Source organism: Streptomyces diastatochromogenes (genome assembly GCF_002242805.1).
In the GTDB taxonomy this organism is placed as follows: Bacteria; Actinomycetota; Actinomycetes; order Streptomycetales; family Streptomycetaceae; genus Streptomyces; species Streptomyces diastatochromogenes.
The window spans coordinates 294,742-310,809 of record NZ_MCGQ01000007.1 but is presented as its reverse complement, the minus strand read 5'-3'; the positions used below and the strand labels follow the sequence as shown (position 1 = coordinate 310,809).

The window sequence follows — 16,068 nt, the reverse complement described above, 5'->3', positions numbered from 1 at the left end:
GGTACGGCGAAGGGGTGCCCCCGACTCCGGGGGCACCCCTCAGGGCCGGTGACTCAGATGCCGGCGGCCGCGGACAGGTCCCGCTTGATGGCCGTGAGCAGGTCGGTCGCGCGGGTGTGGGCGGCCGGGAGGCCGGCGTGGGCGGCGACCGGTACGACGACCTCCAGGTAGCACTTGAGCTTGGGCTCGGTGCCGCTGGGGCGGACGATGACGCGGGCGCCGTCGAGGGTGTAGCGCAGGCCGTCGGTGGGCGGGAGCTTGTCCGTGCCCTGGGTGAGGTCCTCGGCGCGGACGACGGCCAGACCCGCCAGCTCGGTCGGGGGCTGCTCGCGCAGACGGCGCATCGCGTCCGAGATGACCGCGAGGTCCTCGACGCGGACCGACAGCTGGTCGGTGGCGTGCAGACCGTGCTCCACGGCCAGGTCGTCGAGGAGGTCGAGGAGGGTGCGGCCCTCCTCCTTCAGGACCGAGGCCAGCTCGGTGATCAGGAGCGCGGCCGTGATGCCGTCCTTGTCCCGTACGCCCTCCGGGTCCACGCAGTAGCCGAGGGCCTCCTCGTAGCCGTAGCGCAGGCCGTCCACGCGGGCGATCCACTTGAAGCCGGTGAGGGTCTCCTCGTAGGGGAGGTTCGCCTTCTCGGCGATGCGGCCGAGGAGGGAGGAGGAGACGATCGACTCCGCGAAGGTGCCGGTGGCGCCGCGGCTCACCAGGTGGGCGGCGAGCAGCGCGCCCACCTCGTCGCCGCGCAGCATGCGCCAGTCGGACCCGTGCTTCACGGCCACGGCACAGCGGTCGGCGTCGGGGTCGTTGGCGATGACCAGGTCCGGGTCGGTCGCGCGGGCCTGCGCGAACGCCAGGTCCATCGCGCCCGGCTCCTCCGGGTTGGGGAAGGCGACCGTCGGGAAGTCCGGGTCAGGGTCGGCCTGCTCGGCGACCAGCACCGGCTCGGGGAAGCCGGCGCGGGCGAAGGCGGCCAGCAGGACGTCCTTGCCGACGCCGTGCATCGCCGTGTAGACGGTGCGGGCGGTGCGCGGGGAGCCTTCGGCGAGCACGGCGTCCGTACGGGCCAGATAGGCGCCCAGGACCGCGTCGTCCAGGGTCTCCCATCCGCTGTCCGGGCGCGGGACGTCGTTCAGCGAGACGATCGCGTCGATCTCGGCGGCGATCTCCGCGTCCGCCGGCGGGACGATCTGGGAGCCGTCGCCGAGATAGACCTTGTAGCCGTTGTCCCGGGGCGGGTTGTGGCTGGCGGTGACCTCGACGCCCGCGACCGCGCCCAGGTGCCTTATCGCGAAGGCCAGGACGGGGGTGGGGAGGGGGCGGGGGAGGACGGCCGCGCGCAGGCCGGCGCCGGTCATGACGGCGGCGGTGTCGCGGGCGAAGTCGGCGGACTTGTGGCGGGCGTCGTAGCCGATGACGACGAGGCCGTCGGTCTGGCCCTGGTTCTTCAGGTAGGCGGCGAGGCCGGCGGCCGCGCGGATCACGACGCTGCGGTTCATGCGCATCGGGCCGGCGCCGAGTTCGCCTCGGAGGCCTGCGGTGCCGAACTGGAGGGTGCCACTGAATCGGGCCGACAGTTCCGTTACGTCACCGGCGTCGATCAGCTTGGCCAGTTCGTCACGGGTCTCCTGGTCCGGGTCCTCGGCGAGCCATGCGCTGGCCTTGGCGAACAGATCGTCGTGCACCTTGGGATCAACCTCTCCTTGTTTGCCTGCCGCCTGGGGGCTCCGCCCCCAGACCCCCGTTCGCCCACCCGCCCACCCGACTCGGTCGGCTGGGAAGTGGACTGGCGTATCGCGCTCAGCGCCGCCGAAGCACCCGTGGCACGCTCGCGCCGCCACAGGGCCTCGAATCTGTTTACAGCCGGCCCAGCACCTGGCCCAGCAGCTCGCCCATGCGTGCCGCCGAGTCGCGGCCCGCCTGGAGGACCTCCTCGTGGTTCAGGGGCTCGCCGGTCATGCCCGCGGCGAGGTTGGTGACCAGGGAGATGCCCAGCACCTCGGCGCCCGCCTCACGGGCGGCGATGGCCTCCAGGACCGTGGACATGCCGACCAGGTCCGCGCCGATCACGCGGGCCATGCGGATCTCGGCCGGGGTCTCGTAGTGCGGGCCGGGGAACTGCGCGTAGACGCCCTCCTCCAGGGAGGGGTCGATCTCCTTGCACAGGGCGCGCAGGCGGGGGGAGTACAGGTCCGTCAGGTCGACGAAGTTGGCGCCGACGATCGGGGAGGTGGCCGTCAGGTTGATGTGGTCGCTGATCAGGACCGGCTGGCCGGGGCGCATGCCCTCGCGCAGGCCGCCGCAGCCGTTGGTCAGCACGATCGTCTTGCAGCCGGCGGCCACCGCGGTGCGCACGCCGTGGGCGACGGCGGCGACGCCACGGCCCTCGTAGTAGTGGGTGCGGCCCAGGAAGACCAGGGCGCGCTTGTCACCGAAGGAGTACGAGCGGATCTTGCCGCCGTGCCCCTCGACGGCCGGCGGCGGGAAGCCGGGCAGCTCGGTGACCTGGAACTCGGCGTCGGGTGCGCCCAGGGCGTCGACGGCCGGAGCCCAGCCGGAGCCCATCACGAGGGCGACGTCGTGGGTCTCGGCGCCGGTCAGTTCGCGCAGGCGCGCGGCGGCGGCGTCGGCGGCGGCGTAGGGGTCGCCCTGGATGTCGTCCGGAAGAAGAGATGCGTTCACGCGATGAGGGTAGCCGGTCTTCGCCTACGCGCGTAGATGACAGACCTCACGGGAATGCTTTCGTTGTCTTGTTGTTTCCGACGAAGAGGGCGATGCCGACGTCGGGACGATCATTCGTCCGGGACGAGAACGTCCTTGTCGTTGAAGACCTCGACGATGAAGACCAGCAGGCGGCCACGGCTGACCGTGTACTCCACGAGGATGTTCTGGGTGAGGCGGATCGTGCGGTCGTCGCCGGTGGAGCTTATGGGCCGTGACACCGAGAGGAACGGGTCGCGGGCGAGTAGGGCGATGCCCTTGTCGAACGCGGCGCGCTGACGGTCGTCGAGCCGGTCGCGGGCCTCGGCGGCCTGCACCGTGTAATAGACGTCATACGTGGTGGGGGCCATGCGTTCTCCCGTTGGTGCGCCGGTTTTCCCAGTCTAAGGAGCCGACGCCGGTCAGCACGGCCTCTTGCGCAGCTCCATCACGTAATCGTGTGGCGCCCCGGCCGACTCGGCCGCGTCCGCGACCTCCCCGAGGTACCGCGCCGACGGCAGGCCGCCCTCGTAGGCGTTGAGGGCGTACGTCCACGCCGACTCCTCGCCTTCCAGGGTGTGCACGCGGATGCGGACCCGGCGGTAGATGCCGAGGCCGACGCCCTCCCAGCGGTCGAGGGACTCCTCGTCCATGGGCGCGATGTCGTACAGGCCGACGAAGACCTGGGCGCCGGGCTCCTCGACGATCGTCGCGAGCGCGCCCTCCCAGCCCAGCTGCTCGCCGCCGAAGGTCAGCCGCCAGCCGTTCAGCCAGCCGATGGCGCGCAGCGGGGAGTGCGGGGCGCGGCGGGACATCAGGCGCGCTTCGAGGTTGCCGGCGTACGCGGCATAGAGCGACATGGAGAGAGGGTACGGCAGCGGAAACTCCCGTCTCTCCCGTACCGGAGGCCGCCGCCCGGCGCCCCCCGGGGCAGTAGCACCTTGAAGCGTGCGGGACAATGGGGTACGTGACTCGGATCGTGATCATCGGTGGCGGACCCGGCGGATACGAAGCGGCGCTGGTCGCCGCTCAGCTCGGTGCGGAGGTGACCGTCGTCGACTGCGACGGTCTGGGCGGAGCGTCGGTGCTGACCGACTGCGTGCCGTCGAAGACCCTTATCGCTACGGCCGAGGTGATGACCACCTTCGACTCCTCCTACGAGGAGCTGGGGATCATCGTCGCCGACGACACCCCGCCGCTGGAACAGGCGGCCCGGGTGGTGGGCGTGGACCTGGGGAAGGTGAACCGCCGTGTGAAGCGGCTCGCGCTCGCCCAGTCGCACGACATCACCGCGTCCGTCACGCGCGCCGGCGCCCGGGTCATGCGCGGTCGCGGCCGGCTGGACGGCATGCAGGGCCTCGACGGTTCCCGCAAGGTCGTCGTCACCGCCGCCGACGGCTCCGAGGAGACCCTCACCGCCGACGCCGTCCTCATCGCCACCGGCGGCCACCCGCGCGAACTGCCCGACGCCCAGCCCGACGGCGAGCGCATCCTCAACTGGACCCAGGTCTACGACCTCACCGAGCTGCCGGAAGAGCTGATCGTGGTCGGGTCGGGTGTCACCGGTGCCGAGTTCGCCGGTGCGTATCAGGCGCTGGGGTCGAAGGTCACGCTCGTCTCGTCCAGGGACCGGGTGCTTCCCGGTGAGGACCCGGATGCCGCCGCCGTCCTGGAGGACGTCTTCCGGCGCCGCGGCATGAACGTCATGGCCCGCTCCCGCGCGCAGTCCGCCAAGCGCGTCGGCGACCGGGTCGAGGTGACGCTGGCCGACGGGCGCGTCATCACCGGCTCGCACTGCCTCATGGCCGTCGGCGCCATCCCGAACAGCGCGGGTCTCGGGCTGGAGGAGGCGGGCGTGAAGCTGCGCGACTCCGGCCACATCTGGACCGACAAGGTCTCGCGTACGACCGCTCCCGGCGTCTACGCGGCCGGTGACGTGACCGGTGTCTTCGCGCTCGCGTCCGTGGCCGCCATGCAGGGACGTATCGCCATGTACCACTTCCTCGGCGACGCGGTGGCCCCGCTGAACCTCAAGACGGTCTCCTCGAACGTCTTCACCGACCCCGAGATCGCCACCGTCGGCTACAGCCAGGCGGACGTGGACGCGGGCAAGATCGACGCCCGGGTCGTGAAGCTGCCGCTGCTGCGCAACCCGCGCGCCAAGATGCAGGGCATCCGGGACGGCTTCGTCAAGATCTTCTGCCGGCCGGGTACCGGAATCGTCGTCGGCGGTGTCGTGGTGGCGCCGCGCGCCTCGGAACTCATCCACCCCATCTCGATCGCCGTCGACAACAATCTGACGGTCGAACAGATCGCGAACGCATTCACGGTGTACCCCTCCCTTTCGGGGTCGATCGCGGAGGTGGCACGGCAGCTGCACACGCGCAAGGCGGGCGGCGAGGCCTGACCGAGGGGTCCGACTTCCCGCTGGTCACGGGGAGTTGTCGCGCATGCGTACGGCATAGGCGGGAAGATTAGGCCTTATACCACTTCCCGTCCTGCCGTGCGAACAACTTCTGTTATTCGGCGCAAACTGCTGAAAGCAGACGGTCGTTGGGGTTACTGTCAGTTTCGTGTTCGCTGCAGAACGTCGCCAATTGATCCTCGAAATGGTGCGAGCGAACGGGGCCGTGTCGCTCCGTGAACTCGCCCGCGTCGTCCAGACCTCCGAAGTGACCGTACGGCGGGACGTGCGCGCACTGGAGGCAGAAGGACTCCTCGACCGCCGGCACGGCGGTGCGGTATTGCCGGGCGGGTTCACGCGGGAGTCCGGCTTTCCGCAGAAGTCCCATCTCGCGACCGCCGAGAAGACGGCCATCGCCGATCTCGCCGCGGGACTCGTCGAAGAGGGCGAGGCCATCGTGGTCGGCGCGGGTACGACCACGCAGGAGCTGGCCCGCCGGCTCGCGCGCGTGCCCGGGCTGACCGTCGTCACCAACTCCCTTCTGGTGGCACAGGCGTTGGCCCACGCCAACCGGGTGGAGGTCGTGATGACCGGCGGCACCCTGCGCGGCTCCAACTACGCCCTCGTCGGCTCCGGAGCGGAGCAGTCCCTGCAGGGGCTTCGGGTGTCCAAGGCCTTCCTGTCCGGGAGTGGGCTCACCGCCGAGCGCGGGCTGTCCACGTCCAACATGCTCTCGGCGTCCGTCGACCGTGCGCTGGTGCAGGCCGCGGCGGAGGTCGTGGTCCTCGCCGACCACACCAAGCTGGGCACGGACACGATGTTCCAGACGGTGCCGACCGATGTCATCACCCGCCTGGTCACCGACGAGCCGCCCCCGCACGACGATCGCGCCGCCACGGAGCTGCAGGCTCTCGCCGATCAGGGGGTGCAGATCGCTGTCGCGGGGGCGAGCAGCCCTCCGGGGGGTGAACATTTGCCTGCGGCGCGTCAGCGGGGTCTGCCTGGCCCTCGGCGGGGGCAGGTGCCCGGGGGTGGGTTGCGGGGGATGCTCGGGGATCAGTCGGGAGGGACTGAGCGAGGGCGCGTCGCTGATTTGCGGCGGCGATAGCAAGGCTCCGTCGAAAAGGGAACGCCCGGCAGACGTGCTGTCCACCGGGCGTCACTTGGATCCCTGCTGTCAGTCCTTGATCTCGCAGATCGCCGCGCCGGACGTGACCGAGGCGCCGACCTCGAAGTTCAGGCCCTTGATGGTGCCCGCCTTGTGGGCGTTGAGGGGCTGTTCCATCTTCATGGCCTCCAGGACGACGACCAGGTCGCCTTCCTTGACCTCCTGGCCCTCCTCGACCGCGACCTTGACGATCGTGCCCTGCATCGGGGAGGCGAGGGTGTCGCCGGAGGCCACCGGGCCGGACTTCTTGGCCGCGCGGCGCTTGGGCTTGGCGCCCGCCGCGAGGCCGGTGCGGGCCAGGGACATGCCCAGGCTGGAGGGGAGGGAGACCTCCAGGCGCTTGCCGCCGACCTCGACGACGACCGTCTCGCGGCCCGTCTCCTCCTCCGCCTCGGCCTCGGCCGGGGTGGCGAACGGCTTGATCTCGTTGACGAACTCGGTCTCGATCCAGCGGGTGTGGACCGTGAAGGGCTCGGCGGAGCCGGTCAGCTCCGGGGCGAACGCCGGGTCCTTGACCACCGCGCGGTGGAACGGGATCGCCGTCGCCATGCCCTCGACCTGGAACTCCTCCAGGGCGCGGGAGGCCCGCTCCAGGGCCTCCTCGCGGGTGCGGCCGGTGACGATCAGCTTGGCGAGCAGCGAGTCCCAGGCCGGGCCGATGACCGAGCCGGACTCCACGCCCGCGTCCAGGCGGACGCCGGGGCCGGACGGCGCGGCGAACCTGGTGACCGTGCCGGGGGCCGGCAGGAAGTTGCGGCCCGGGTCCTCGCCGTTGATCCGGAACTCGAACGAGTGTCCGCGCAGCGCCGGGTCGTCGTAGCCGAGTTCCTCGCCGTCGGCGATACGGAACATCTCGCGGACCAGGTCGATGCCGGCGACCTCCTCGGTGACCGGGTGCTCCACCTGAAGGCGCGTGTTCACCTCCAGGAAGGAGATGGTGCCGTCCTGGCCGACCAGGAACTCACAGGTGCCGGCGCCCTCGTAGGAGGCCTCCTTCAGGATGGCCTTCGAGGCGCGGTACAGCTCGGCGACCTGCTCGTCGGAGAGGAACGGCGCCGGGGCCTCCTCGACCAGCTTCTGGTGGCGGCGCTGCAGCGAGCAGTCACGGGTGGAGACGACGACCACGTTGCCGTGCTTGTCGGCCAGGCACTGGGTCTCCACGTGGCGCGGACGGTCCAGGTAGCGCTCGACGAAGCACTCGCCTCGGCCGAAGGCGGCGACCGCCTCGCGGACCGCCGACTCGTACAGCTCCGGGACCTCTTCGAGAGTGCGGGCGACCTTCAGGCCGCGCCCGCCACCACCGAAGGCGGCCTTGATCGCGATGGGCAGGCCGTGCTGCTCCGCGAACGCCACGACCTCGTCGGCACCACTCACCGGGTCGGGCGTACCGGCCACCAGGGGAGCGCCGGCACGCTGCGCGATGTGCCGGGCGGCGACCTTGTCACCCAGGTCGCGGATGGCCTGCGGGGGCGGGCCGATCCAGATCAGGCCGGCGTCCAGGACCGCCTGCGCGAACTCGGCGTTCTCCGAGAGGAAGCCGTAGCCCGGGTGGACGGCGTCCGCGCCGGACTCGCGCGCGGCGTTCAGGACCTTCTCGATGTCCAAATAGCTGGTGGCGGGGGTGTCACCACCCAGGGCGAACGCCTCATCCGCGGCGCGGACATGCAGAGCGTCCCGGTCCGGGTCGGCGTACACGGCCACGCTCGCGATCCCGGCGTCCCGGCAGGCCCGGGCAACGCGGACAGCGATTTCGCCACGGTTGGCGATGAGCACCTTGCGCACGATTGAGGCTCCCTCCTTGAAACAAGCCGAGTTTAGGGACTGCCGACACGGCACTTCGACCCGTCCCCAATGGTGAGCTTGCCCACACGGAGCGTGATACGAGGCTCGCTCGACCCGCGAAATCCCTTGTCGCACCTCGGTAGGCAGGACTCCTCCGGAAAACCCTAGCCCCGTCATGTGGTCAAGGTCTCTGTGAGAGCGTGCTGCGGCCCACTCGGTTTCTTTGTCGAGTCCCTACGAATGGCCCAATGATTCTTTGCCGGTGCCCGAACCCTTGTCCCCGGGTTTACCCGTTAGTAGCGTTCGCGATGACTCGAACGTACTTCAGGTAACAGCAGCTCTGCTCGGGCTGAGGTCGAAGGTGGGTGGGGACCGGTGGTGCGCAGACCGGTGGCATGGGTCGTGGCAGTCGTCCTCTTGGCCGAGGCGTTCTTCATCGGGGCACTGAACTGGTTCCTCGGAGTGGTCGTGGACCGGCAGCGGATGTCGCTGGCCGGCCTCGACCCCGACGTCATGTCGAAGTCCTCGAAGATCGGCGGCGTGGCGTTCGGCCTCTACTTCGTCCTGTGCGCCCTGGTGGCCCTGCTCGTGGCGATACGCAACCGCGCGCCCGCAGGCTTCGGGCGTGTCGTGCTGATCAGCGTGGCGGTCGTGCACGGCCTGCTGGGCGCGTTCACCCTGAGCCTGGTGGGCTGGCCGGCGTTCGTGTTCATGGTCGTGATGCTCGGCCTCCTGGTGCTGCTCCTGGTGTCCTACGACCGTGAGGACGGCCCGGAGCAGAGTGCCTCCGGTGATGCCCCGGAGGCGGGCGGCGACCCGAAGGCCGAGGGCGAGCCGGCCGGAAACCCGGGCTTCGCGGGCGAGCCGCACAGCCGGACGGGTGAGCCCCAGGACGGGGACGACGAGCCGCAGGACTCCGTCCCCGCCCAGGTCACTCTGCCGGTGCCCACAACTCTGTGATGCTGATGCCCAGTTCGGCCAGCAGTCGCCGTACGAGGGGCAGGCTGATGCCGATCACGTTGCCGTGGTCGCCGTCGATGCCCTCGATGAACGGCGCCGAGAGGCCGTCCAGGGTGAACGCTCCGGCGACGTAGAGGGGTTCGCCCGAGGCGACGTACGCGGCGATCTCCTCGTCCGAGGGCTCGCCGAAGTGGACGATCGTGGAGGCGACCCCGGCGACGTACCGCTTGGCCGTCGTGTCCCAGATGCAGTGCCCCGTCTGGAGGGTCCCGGCCCGCCCGCGCATCGCCTTCCAGCGGGCGGTGGCCTCCTCGGCGTCCGCGGGCTTGCCGAGCGCCTGCCCGTCCAGCTCCAGCACCGAGTCGCAGCCGATCACCAGGGCGCCCTGCACCTCCGGCTTCGCCGCCACGACGGAGGCCTTGGCCTCGGCGAGAGCGAGCGCCAGCTCGGCCGGGGTGGGTGCGGTGACGGCGTCCTCGTCGACCCCGCTCACGATCACCTCGGGGGCGAGGCCTGCCTGGCGCAGCAGGCCCAGGCGGGCGGGGGACTGGGAGGCGAGCACGAGGCGTCTGCGCGGCTTTGCGGTCATGCGGTCAGGTTAGCGGTGCCGCTGTGCTACCTCAGGCCGAGGACGATCATGCCCAGCAGCATGGCCAGGGCCAGGACGAGGCCGAGCCGCCGGAGCATCTCCTGCGTGTCACGGAGTTCCTTCGGCGGCTCGTCTTCGGGGTCTGACCACAACATGGTGTCCAGCGTGTGGTTTTTTTGTGCCGGGTGCCTGAGTACAAGTACTCAAGTTGGCACCCGGTACTGCTCTGAGCTGCGCGGTTCCCCGCGCCCCTGAGGGAATCGCCCCTAGCTTGGCCAGTAGGTGCGGGTCCAGGATGCCGGGCCGGGGCGCGGGACGTGGTGGCCCGCGATGCGGGCCGGGTCCGACCAGGAGTCCCTCGGGCCCGGTGCGCCGGGCGGCGTTGCTGCTGCCGCCGCGGCGCGGGCGCGGACCACCGCCAGGGCGGCGGCAAGCTCCTCCGGGGTGGGATTGCCTCGTACGACCTTGATGTTCATGACCGCTCCAAAGGTCAGCGGGGCCTAGAGGGGGATGTTGCCGTGCTTCTTCGGAGGCAGGGATTCCCGCTTCGTGCGCAGCTGACGCAGGCCGCGGACGATGTGGCCGCGGGTGTCCGACGGCATGATCACCGCGTCGACGTAGCCGCGCTCGGCCGCGATGTAGGGGTTGAGGAGGGTGTCCTCGTACTCCTGGATGAGCCGGGCGCGGACCGCCTCGAGGTCCTCGCCGCTCGCCTCCGCCTCGGCGATGGTGCGGCGGTGCAGGATGTTGACGGCGCCCTGGGCGCCCATGACGGCGATCTGGGCGGTCGGCCAGGCGAGGTTGAGGTCGGCACCCAGGTGCTTGGAGCCCATGACGTCGTAGGCGCCGCCGAAGGCCTTGCGGGTGATGACCGTGATGAGGGGGACGGTGGCCTCGGCATAGGCGTAGATCAGCTTGGCGCCGCGGCGGATGATGCCGGTGTGCTCCTGGTCGACGCCCGGGAGGAAGCCCGGCACGTCCACGAAGGTGAGCACCGGGAGGTTGAAGGCGTCGCAGGTGCGCACGAAGCGCGCCGCCTTCTCGGACGCGTCGATGTCGAGGCAGCCCGCGAACTGCATGGGCTGGTTGGCGACGATGCCGACCGGGTGGCCCTCGACCCGGCCGAAGCCGGTGACCATGTTCGGTGCGAACAGCGCCTGCGTCTCGAAGAACTCGGCGTCGTCCAGGACGTGTTCGACCACCGTGCGGATGTCGTACGGCTGGTTGGCGCTGTCCGGGACCAGGGTGTCCAGCTCCAGGTCCTCGGCGGTGACGGCGAGGTCCGCCTCCTCCGGGAAGACCGGGGCCTCGCTGAGGTTGTTGGACGGCAGGTACGACAGCAGCTGCTTGACGTACTCGATGGCGTCCTTCTCGTCGCCGGCCATGTGGTGCGCCACGCCGGAGACGGCGTTGTGGGTGCGGGCGCCGCCCAGCTCCTCGAAGCCGACGTCCTCGCCGGTGACGGTCTTGATGACGTCCGGGCCGGTGATGAACATGTGCGAGGTCTGGTCGACCATGACCGTGAAGTCGGTGATCGCGGGGGAGTAGACCGCGCCGCCCGCACAGGGGCCGACGACCAGGCTGATCTGCGGGATCACACCGGAGGCGTGGGTGTTGCGGCGGAAGATCTCGCCGTACGCACCGAGGGAGGCGACGCCTTCCTGGATACGGGCGCCGCCGGAGTCGTTGATGCCGATGACCGGGCAGCCGGTCTTCAGCGCGAAGTCCATCACCTTGACGATCTTCTGGCCGTAGACCTCGCCCAGGGCGCCGCCGAAGACCGTGAAGTCCTGGGAGAACACGGCGACGGGGCGGCCGTCGACCGTGCCGTAGCCCGTGACGACGCCGTCGCCGTACGGGCGGTTCTTCTCCAGGCCGAAGTTGGTGGAGCGGTGGCGGGCGAACTCGTCCAGCTCGACGAAGGATCCCTCGTCGAGGAGCAGCTCGATGCGCTCACGAGCCGTCAGCTTGCCCTTGCTGTGCTGCTTTTCGACGGCGCGCTCCGAGCCGGCGTGCGTCGCCTCATGGACACGGCGTTGCAGATCCGCGAGCTTGCCCGCGGTCGTGTGAATGTCGATCTCTTCCGGCTCGGACATCGGGATCGCGGCTCCCTGCCTGCTCAAAAGGGGGGACGGTTACTCATCCGTAGCGTAGTGGCGCGCCTTCGTGTCGGCAGTGCGGCGTTTCCCACACCTAGGGTGACTTGCATGACGCCGCACAATGCATCAGACGACAGCCGTTGGTCCGACCTGGACCGTCCGCCCCTGAACGCCGCAGCGCTGCGGCGGGCCCTGGTGCGGGAGGGGGGTCTGTGGTCGGAACTGGACGTGGTCCAGCGCACCGGCTCCACCAACTCCGACCTCGTGGCCCGGGCCGTGGCGGGCAAGGCGGGGGAGGGCGCGGTCCTGATCGCCGAGGAGCAGACCGCGGGGCGGGGGCGGCTGGAGCGGCAGTGGACCGCGCCGGCCCGCTCGGGCCTGTTCTTCTCGGTCCTCCTGCGGCCCGCGGAGGTCCCGGTGGACCGCTGGGGCTGGCTGCCGCTGCTCACCGGCGTGGCCGTGGCGACCGGCCTGTCCAAGGCGGCCGGGGTGGACACGGCACTCAAGTGGCCCAACGACCTGCTGGTGACCGTCGGCGGCGAGGAGCGCAAGGCCGGCGGCATCCTCGCGGAACGGGCCGGGACCGACGGCGTGGTCATCGGCGTCGGCATCAACGTCACCCTGCGCGAGGCGGAACTGCCCGTACCGCAGGCGGGATCGCTCGCGCTGGCCAACGCGGTGAGCACGGACCGCGACACCTTGCTCCGCGGGGTCCTGCGCGCGCTGGAGGACTGGTACGGGCGCTGGCGGGCGGCGGGCGGCGATCCGGTCGCGAGCGGCCTGCAGGAGACGTACGCGGCGGGCTGCGCGACGCTGGGCCGCAAGGTACGAGCCGAGCTGCCCGGCGACCGCACGGTCGTGGGCGAGGCCGTGGCGATCGACGGCGACGGCCGCCTGGTCATCGCCACGGAGGCCGGGGTACAGGAGCCGGTCGGGGCGGGCGACGTCGTGCACTTGCGACCGGTGTGAGGTTCGCTGTGTGTGTGGGGGGGGGGCGAGCGGACCGGGTCGGGCGGGTGGCTTCCGGGCGGACCGGGTCGGGCGGGTGATCTTCGAGCGGATCGGGTCAGGCGGGTGGTCTTCGAACCGACCGGGTCGGACGGGTGGCTCCGGGCGGACCGGGTCGAACGGGTGATCTTCGAGCCGACCGGGTCAGGCGAGTGGCTCCGGGCGGACCGAGTCGGGCGGGTGGTCTTCGCGCCGACCGAGTCGGGCGGGTGACTTCTGAGCCGACCGAGTCGGGTGGTGGGTGGGCGAGGACGGGGGGCCGGGGGCGGAGCCCCCGGGGCGGCCACCGCGGCACCGGGCGCCCGACCAGCCCAGGCCCGAGACACCGCGCGCCCAACCAGCGGAGCGCCAAGGCACTGTCGGCCGAACCCAACGGAGTGAGCTGGCGCACACCTGCCGTAGAGTTGAGGCCGGTCGATATCTGACCGTGACAGATCGGAAGGGCAGCTGGCGTGACCGTCGACGACACGGGCTCCGGAGCGGACCCGCAGGCCGCCGACTCCGGCGAGGACCCGCTCGCGCTGCGTCTCGAACACCTCATCCTGGGTGCGGAGCGCCGTTACACCCCCTTCCAGGCGGCCCGCAGCGCCGGTGTCTCCATGGAGTTGGCCTCCCGCTTCTGGCGGGCCATGGGCTTCGCCGACATCGGCCAGGCGAAGGCGCTGACCGAGGCCGACGTACTGGCCCTGCGCCGCCTCGCCGGCCTCGTGGAGGCGGGGCTGCTCAGCGAGGCCATGGCCGTCCAGGTGGCCCGGTCCACCGGGCAGACCACCGCCCGACTGGCCGAATGGCAGATGGACTCCTTCCTGGAGGGCCTGACCGAGCCCCCCGAGCCGGGCATGACCCGCACCGAGGTGACGTACCCGATCGTCGAGCTGCTCCTGCCCGAGCTGGAGGAGTTCCTGGTCTATGTGTGGCGCCGCCAGCTCGCCGCCTCGGCCGGCCGGGTCGTGCAGACCGGCGACGACGAGGAGATGGTCGACCGGCGGCTGGCCGTCGGCTTCGCCGACCTCGTCGGGTTCACGCGGCTGACCCGGCGGATGGAGGAGGAGGAGCTGGGCGAGCTGGTCGAGGCCTTCGAGACCACCGCCGCGGACCTCGTGGCAGCTCGGGGCGGGCGGCTCATCAAGACCCTCGGTGACGAGGTGCTGTACGCCGCCGACGACGCGGGTACGGCCGCGGACATCGCCCTGCGGCTGGTCGAGACGATGGCCAACGACGAGACGATGCCCGAGCTGCGGGTGGGCATGGCGTTCGGCACGGTGACCACCCGGATGGGTGATGTCTTCGGTACGACCGTCAACCTGGCCTCCCGGCTGACCTCGATAGCCCCGCGCGATGCCGTGCTCGTCGACAGCGCCTTCGCCGAGGAGCTGATCCGCACCGCCGAGGCGCCCGCCTCGGAGGCAGAGGCGGCCGAGGCCGCTGCCGCCGCCGAGAAGGAGGGCGAGGAGCCGCCCCGGTACCGCTTCGGGCTCCAGCCGATGTGGCAGCGGCCGGTGCGCGGGCTCGGCGTGGTCGAGCCGTGGCTGCTCAACCGCCGCGACGGTCAGTCCTGACGTCCTTGAAGTCCTTGAAGTCCTTGAAGTCCTTGAAGTCCTTGAGGTCCTTTGTCCTGCCGGGCCCCCGGTAGGTCCACGCACAGGCTGATCACCGGTACGCACACCCCGCCCGGCTCGGGTGCGGGTGTGCTGTGGCTGGGCGTCGGCGTGGGGGTCCGGGTGGGCGTGGGTGTCGTGGGCGACGGGCGGGGGGCCGTCGTGGACGGGGTGCTCGTCGGCTGCGGGGCGCCGGTCGGGATCGTGGTCGGGATGTCCGTACTGCCGGGGAGCGTCGTGGGCGTGGCCGACGGGGTGGGTGCGGTGGTGGCTGTGGTCGTGGGGACCGCGCTCACTCCGCCCATGACCGAGGTGGCCGAGGGCAGGGCCGTGGGGGCGGTGCCGTCGGTGGCCGCCGTCTCGGGCGCGTGCTCGGTGGTGCCGCCCGGGTCCAGGCGCGGCTCGGCCTCCGCCGTGCCCGGGGCGCCCACCCCGGACTCCGGGGCCACGTGGACCAGGCTCAGGACTCCGGCGGCCAGGGCCAGGCCGCCCGCGGCCATCAGCACCTTGCGGGGGCGGGGCTTGCGGTGCCGGCCGCGCCGGATGCCGGTCAGGACCGGGTGCGCCGTCTCGGCCGGCTCGGCCTGCTGGTCTGTTTCGGCCGTGCTGGGCTGTGCAGATATCGGTGTCATGAGGTTTCCTCCCCGCCGCGCGCCCCGGGCGCGCCGTGGCGGAGCGCACGCTATGCGCTCCTGTGGGCGGTGTGGGGTGAGACGGGTGGGATGTCACTCGAACGGGCGTAGAACAGCGGGCGGGGGCGGCTCTTTCCCGGGGCGGGGTACGGCTGCGATGATCGGGCCGACAGTGAGTTAACCCGCGTTAACCGGAGGGTGTCATGAGCGAGGAGCGGTTCGGGGAGTTCGTGCTGGTGCGGCGGCACGGGCATGTGGCGGAGCTGGTGCTGGACCGGCCCAAGGCCATGAACGCCGTCTCGACGGAGATGGCCCGTTCCCTCGCGGCCGCGTGTACGGCGCTGGGTAGTGACCGGGATGCGCGGGTGGTCGTCCTGACCTCGTCCCATGAGCGGGCCTTCTGTGTGGGGGCCGATCTGAAGGAGCGGAACTCGTTCAGTGACGCGGACCTGATGCGGCAGCGGCCGGTGGCGCGTGGGGCGTACACCGGGGTGCTGGAGCTGCCCATGCCGACGATCGCGGCCGTGCACGGCTTCGCCCTGGGCGGCGGTTTCGAGCTGGCCCTGTCCTGCGACCTGATCGTCGCGGACCGTACGGCGGTGGTGGGGCTGCCGGAGGTGTCCGTGGGGGTGATTCCGGGGGGTGGCGGCACGCAGCTGCTGCCACGGCGGGTCGGGGCGGCCCGGGCGGCCGAGCTGATTTTCTCGGCGCGGCGGCTGGAGGCGGCGGAGGCCGCCGAGCTGGGGCTGGTGGACCAGTTGGTGGAAGAGGGGCGGGACCGCGAGGAGGCGCTGGCGCTGGGGGCGCGGATCGCCGGGAACTCGCCGGTGGGGCTGCGGGCGGCGAAGCGGGCGCTGCGGCTGGGGCACGGGCTGGATCTGCGGGCCGGTCTTGAGGTCGAGGACGCGGCGTGGCGGTCGGTGGCGTTCTCGGGGGACCGGGCGGAGGGGGTGGCCGCGTTCAACGAGAAGCGGAAGCCGGAGTGGCCGGGGGAGTGAAGTGGGGCGCGTTTCTGAGTTGCCGGTGCTGCGGCGGGCCGGGGCGTGCTTGTAGGTCGCCCGGCGTCGTAGCTGGCCGGGGGTTGGGTCGCTTGCCCGCGCTTGCGGGGTGCCGCTGCGCCCACCCGTG

Annotated in this window: 16 protein-coding genes; 6 read left to right on the top strand and 10 right to left on the bottom strand. The window is 71.3% G+C overall.

Annotated elements, in window-relative coordinates; translation table 11 throughout:
• Window positions 1-53: 53 nt before the first annotated feature.
• The 4 genes from BEK98_RS05945 to BEK98_RS05930 all read right to left on the bottom strand — a co-directional run bounded on the left by BEK98_RS05945 (window position 54) and on the right by BEK98_RS05930 (window position 3,560).
• Window positions 54-1,685 carry a phospho-sugar mutase gene (locus tag BEK98_RS05945; RefSeq protein WP_094215319.1) on the bottom strand — a complete coding sequence of 544 codons (1,632 nt, stop codon included), beginning with the start codon at window positions 1,683-1,685 and terminating at the stop codon, window positions 54-56.
• A 172-nt stretch (window positions 1,686-1,857) separates the two neighbouring features.
• Window positions 1,858-2,682: a purine-nucleoside phosphorylase gene (locus tag BEK98_RS05940; RefSeq protein ID WP_094215318.1), complete on the bottom strand. Its 825-nt coding sequence runs from the start codon at window positions 2,680-2,682 to the stop codon at window positions 1,858-1,860.
• A gap of 110 nt (window positions 2,683-2,792) precedes the next feature.
• Complete coding sequence (locus BEK98_RS05935; RefSeq protein ID WP_094215317.1) at window positions 2,793-3,071, bottom strand: type II toxin-antitoxin system RelE family toxin; 279 nt, start codon at window positions 3,069-3,071, stop codon at window positions 2,793-2,795.
• A gap of 51 nt (window positions 3,072-3,122) precedes the next feature.
• Window positions 3,123-3,560: a gamma-glutamylcyclotransferase family protein gene (locus tag BEK98_RS05930; protein ID WP_094215316.1), complete on the bottom strand. Its 438-nt coding sequence runs from the start codon at window positions 3,558-3,560 to the stop codon at window positions 3,123-3,125.
• Between the two features lie 98 nt (window positions 3,561-3,658).
• Between BEK98_RS05930 and BEK98_RS05925 the strand changes: the two genes are divergently transcribed.
• Both BEK98_RS05925 and BEK98_RS05920 read left to right on the top strand, forming a co-directional pair.
• Window positions 3,659-5,107 (top strand): NAD(P)H-quinone dehydrogenase, encoded by a 1,449-nt coding sequence (locus tag BEK98_RS05925; RefSeq protein WP_094215315.1) that lies wholly within the window; start codon window positions 3,659-3,661, stop codon window positions 5,105-5,107.
• 166 nt (window positions 5,108-5,273) lie between these two features.
• The gene (locus BEK98_RS05920; protein ID WP_094215314.1) at window positions 5,274-6,212 is read left to right on the top strand and encodes a DeoR/GlpR family DNA-binding transcription regulator; all 939 of its coding nucleotides are present in this window, start codon (window positions 5,274-5,276) and stop codon (window positions 6,210-6,212) included.
• Between the two features lie 69 nt (window positions 6,213-6,281).
• Here the strand turns inward: BEK98_RS05920 and BEK98_RS05915 are convergent, their stop codons facing one another.
• Complete coding sequence (locus BEK98_RS05915) at window positions 6,282-8,054, bottom strand: acetyl/propionyl/methylcrotonyl-CoA carboxylase subunit alpha (protein WP_094215313.1); 1,773 nt, start codon at window positions 8,052-8,054, stop codon at window positions 6,282-6,284.
• 402 nt (window positions 8,055-8,456) lie between these two features.
• Between BEK98_RS05915 and BEK98_RS05910 the strand changes: the two genes are divergently transcribed.
• Window positions 8,457-9,014, top strand: a complete 558-nt coding sequence (locus tag BEK98_RS05910) for a hypothetical protein (RefSeq protein ID WP_094215732.1) — start codon at window positions 8,457-8,459, stop codon at window positions 9,012-9,014.
• Here the strand turns inward: BEK98_RS05910 and BEK98_RS05905 are convergent.
• The 4 genes from BEK98_RS05905 to BEK98_RS05890 form a co-directional block, all read right to left on the bottom strand.
• Window positions 8,986-9,603 carry a Maf family protein gene (locus BEK98_RS05905; protein WP_094215312.1) on the bottom strand — a complete coding sequence of 206 codons (618 nt, stop codon included), beginning with the start codon at window positions 9,601-9,603 and terminating at the stop codon, window positions 8,986-8,988. The genes BEK98_RS05910 and BEK98_RS05905 overlap by 29 nt on opposite strands.
• A gap of 26 nt (window positions 9,604-9,629) precedes the next feature.
• Window positions 9,630-9,758, bottom strand: a complete 129-nt coding sequence (mmpB, locus tag BEK98_RS50820) for a morphogenic membrane protein MmpB (RefSeq protein WP_094215311.1) — start codon at window positions 9,756-9,758, stop codon at window positions 9,630-9,632.
• A 111-nt stretch (window positions 9,759-9,869) separates the two neighbouring features.
• Window positions 9,870-10,079: an acyl-CoA carboxylase epsilon subunit gene (locus BEK98_RS05895; RefSeq protein ID WP_094215310.1), complete on the bottom strand. Its 210-nt coding sequence runs from the start codon at window positions 10,077-10,079 to the stop codon at window positions 9,870-9,872.
• A gap of 24 nt (window positions 10,080-10,103) precedes the next feature.
• Window positions 10,104-11,699, bottom strand: coding sequence for an acyl-CoA carboxylase subunit beta (locus BEK98_RS05890; RefSeq protein WP_094215309.1), 1,596 nt, complete (start codon window positions 11,697-11,699; stop codon window positions 10,104-10,106).
• A gap of 111 nt (window positions 11,700-11,810) precedes the next feature.
• On the opposite strand from BEK98_RS05890, the gene BEK98_RS05885 reads away from it, so the two are divergent.
• Both BEK98_RS05885 and BEK98_RS05880 read left to right on the top strand, forming a co-directional pair.
• Window positions 11,811-12,671: a biotin--[acetyl-CoA-carboxylase] ligase gene (locus tag BEK98_RS05885; RefSeq protein WP_094215308.1), complete on the top strand. Its 861-nt coding sequence runs from the start codon at window positions 11,811-11,813 to the stop codon at window positions 12,669-12,671.
• Window positions 12,672-13,162: 491 nt separating this feature from the next.
• Window positions 13,163-14,269, top strand: a complete 1,107-nt coding sequence (locus tag BEK98_RS05880) for an adenylate/guanylate cyclase domain-containing protein (RefSeq protein WP_094215307.1) — start codon at window positions 13,163-13,165, stop codon at window positions 14,267-14,269.
• Here the strand turns inward: BEK98_RS05880 and BEK98_RS05875 are convergent.
• Window positions 14,260-14,940 carry a hypothetical protein gene (locus tag BEK98_RS05875; RefSeq protein ID WP_208643021.1) on the bottom strand — a complete coding sequence of 227 codons (681 nt, stop codon included), beginning with the start codon at window positions 14,938-14,940 and terminating at the stop codon, window positions 14,260-14,262. The genes BEK98_RS05880 and BEK98_RS05875 overlap by 10 nt on opposite strands.
• Before the next feature lie 203 nt (window positions 14,941-15,143).
• Between BEK98_RS05875 and BEK98_RS05870 the strand changes: the two genes are divergently transcribed.
• Complete coding sequence (locus tag BEK98_RS05870; RefSeq protein WP_094215306.1) at window positions 15,144-15,938, top strand: enoyl-CoA hydratase/isomerase family protein; 795 nt, start codon at window positions 15,144-15,146, stop codon at window positions 15,936-15,938.
• Window positions 15,939-16,068 lie beyond the last annotated feature (130 nt).

Bases quoted from the DNA above. Each gene is read 5' to 3' on its own strand.
- BEK98_RS05895 (WP_094215310.1), bottom strand. From the start codon at position 10,079: ATGAACATCAAGGTCGTACGAGGCAATCCCACCCCGGAGGAGCTTGCC.
- BEK98_RS05890 (WP_094215309.1), bottom strand. From the start codon at position 11,699: ATGTCCGAGCCGGAAGAGATCGACATTCACACGACCGCGGGCAAGCTC.
- BEK98_RS05925 (WP_094215315.1), top strand. From the start codon at position 3,659: ATGGGGTACGTGACTCGGATCGTGATCATCGGTGGCGGACCCGGCGGA.
- BEK98_RS05885 (WP_094215308.1), top strand. From the start codon at position 11,811: ATGACGCCGCACAATGCATCAGACGACAGCCGTTGGTCCGACCTGGAC.
- mmpB (WP_094215311.1), bottom strand. From the start codon at position 9,758: ATGTTGTGGTCAGACCCCGAAGACGAGCCGCCGAAGGAACTCCGTGAC.
- BEK98_RS05905 (WP_094215312.1), bottom strand. From the start codon at position 9,603: ATGACCGCAAAGCCGCGCAGACGCCTCGTGCTCGCCTCCCAGTCCCCC.
- BEK98_RS05930 (WP_094215316.1), bottom strand. From the start codon at position 3,560: ATGTCGCTCTATGCCGCGTACGCCGGCAACCTCGAAGCGCGCCTGATG.
- BEK98_RS05870 (WP_094215306.1), top strand. From the start codon at position 15,144: ATGAGCGAGGAGCGGTTCGGGGAGTTCGTGCTGGTGCGGCGGCACGGG.
- BEK98_RS05935 (WP_094215317.1), bottom strand. From the start codon at position 3,071: ATGGCCCCCACCACGTATGACGTCTATTACACGGTGCAGGCCGCCGAG.
- BEK98_RS05875 (WP_208643021.1), bottom strand. From the start codon at position 14,940: ATGACACCGATATCTGCACAGCCCAGCACGGCCGAAACAGACCAGCAG.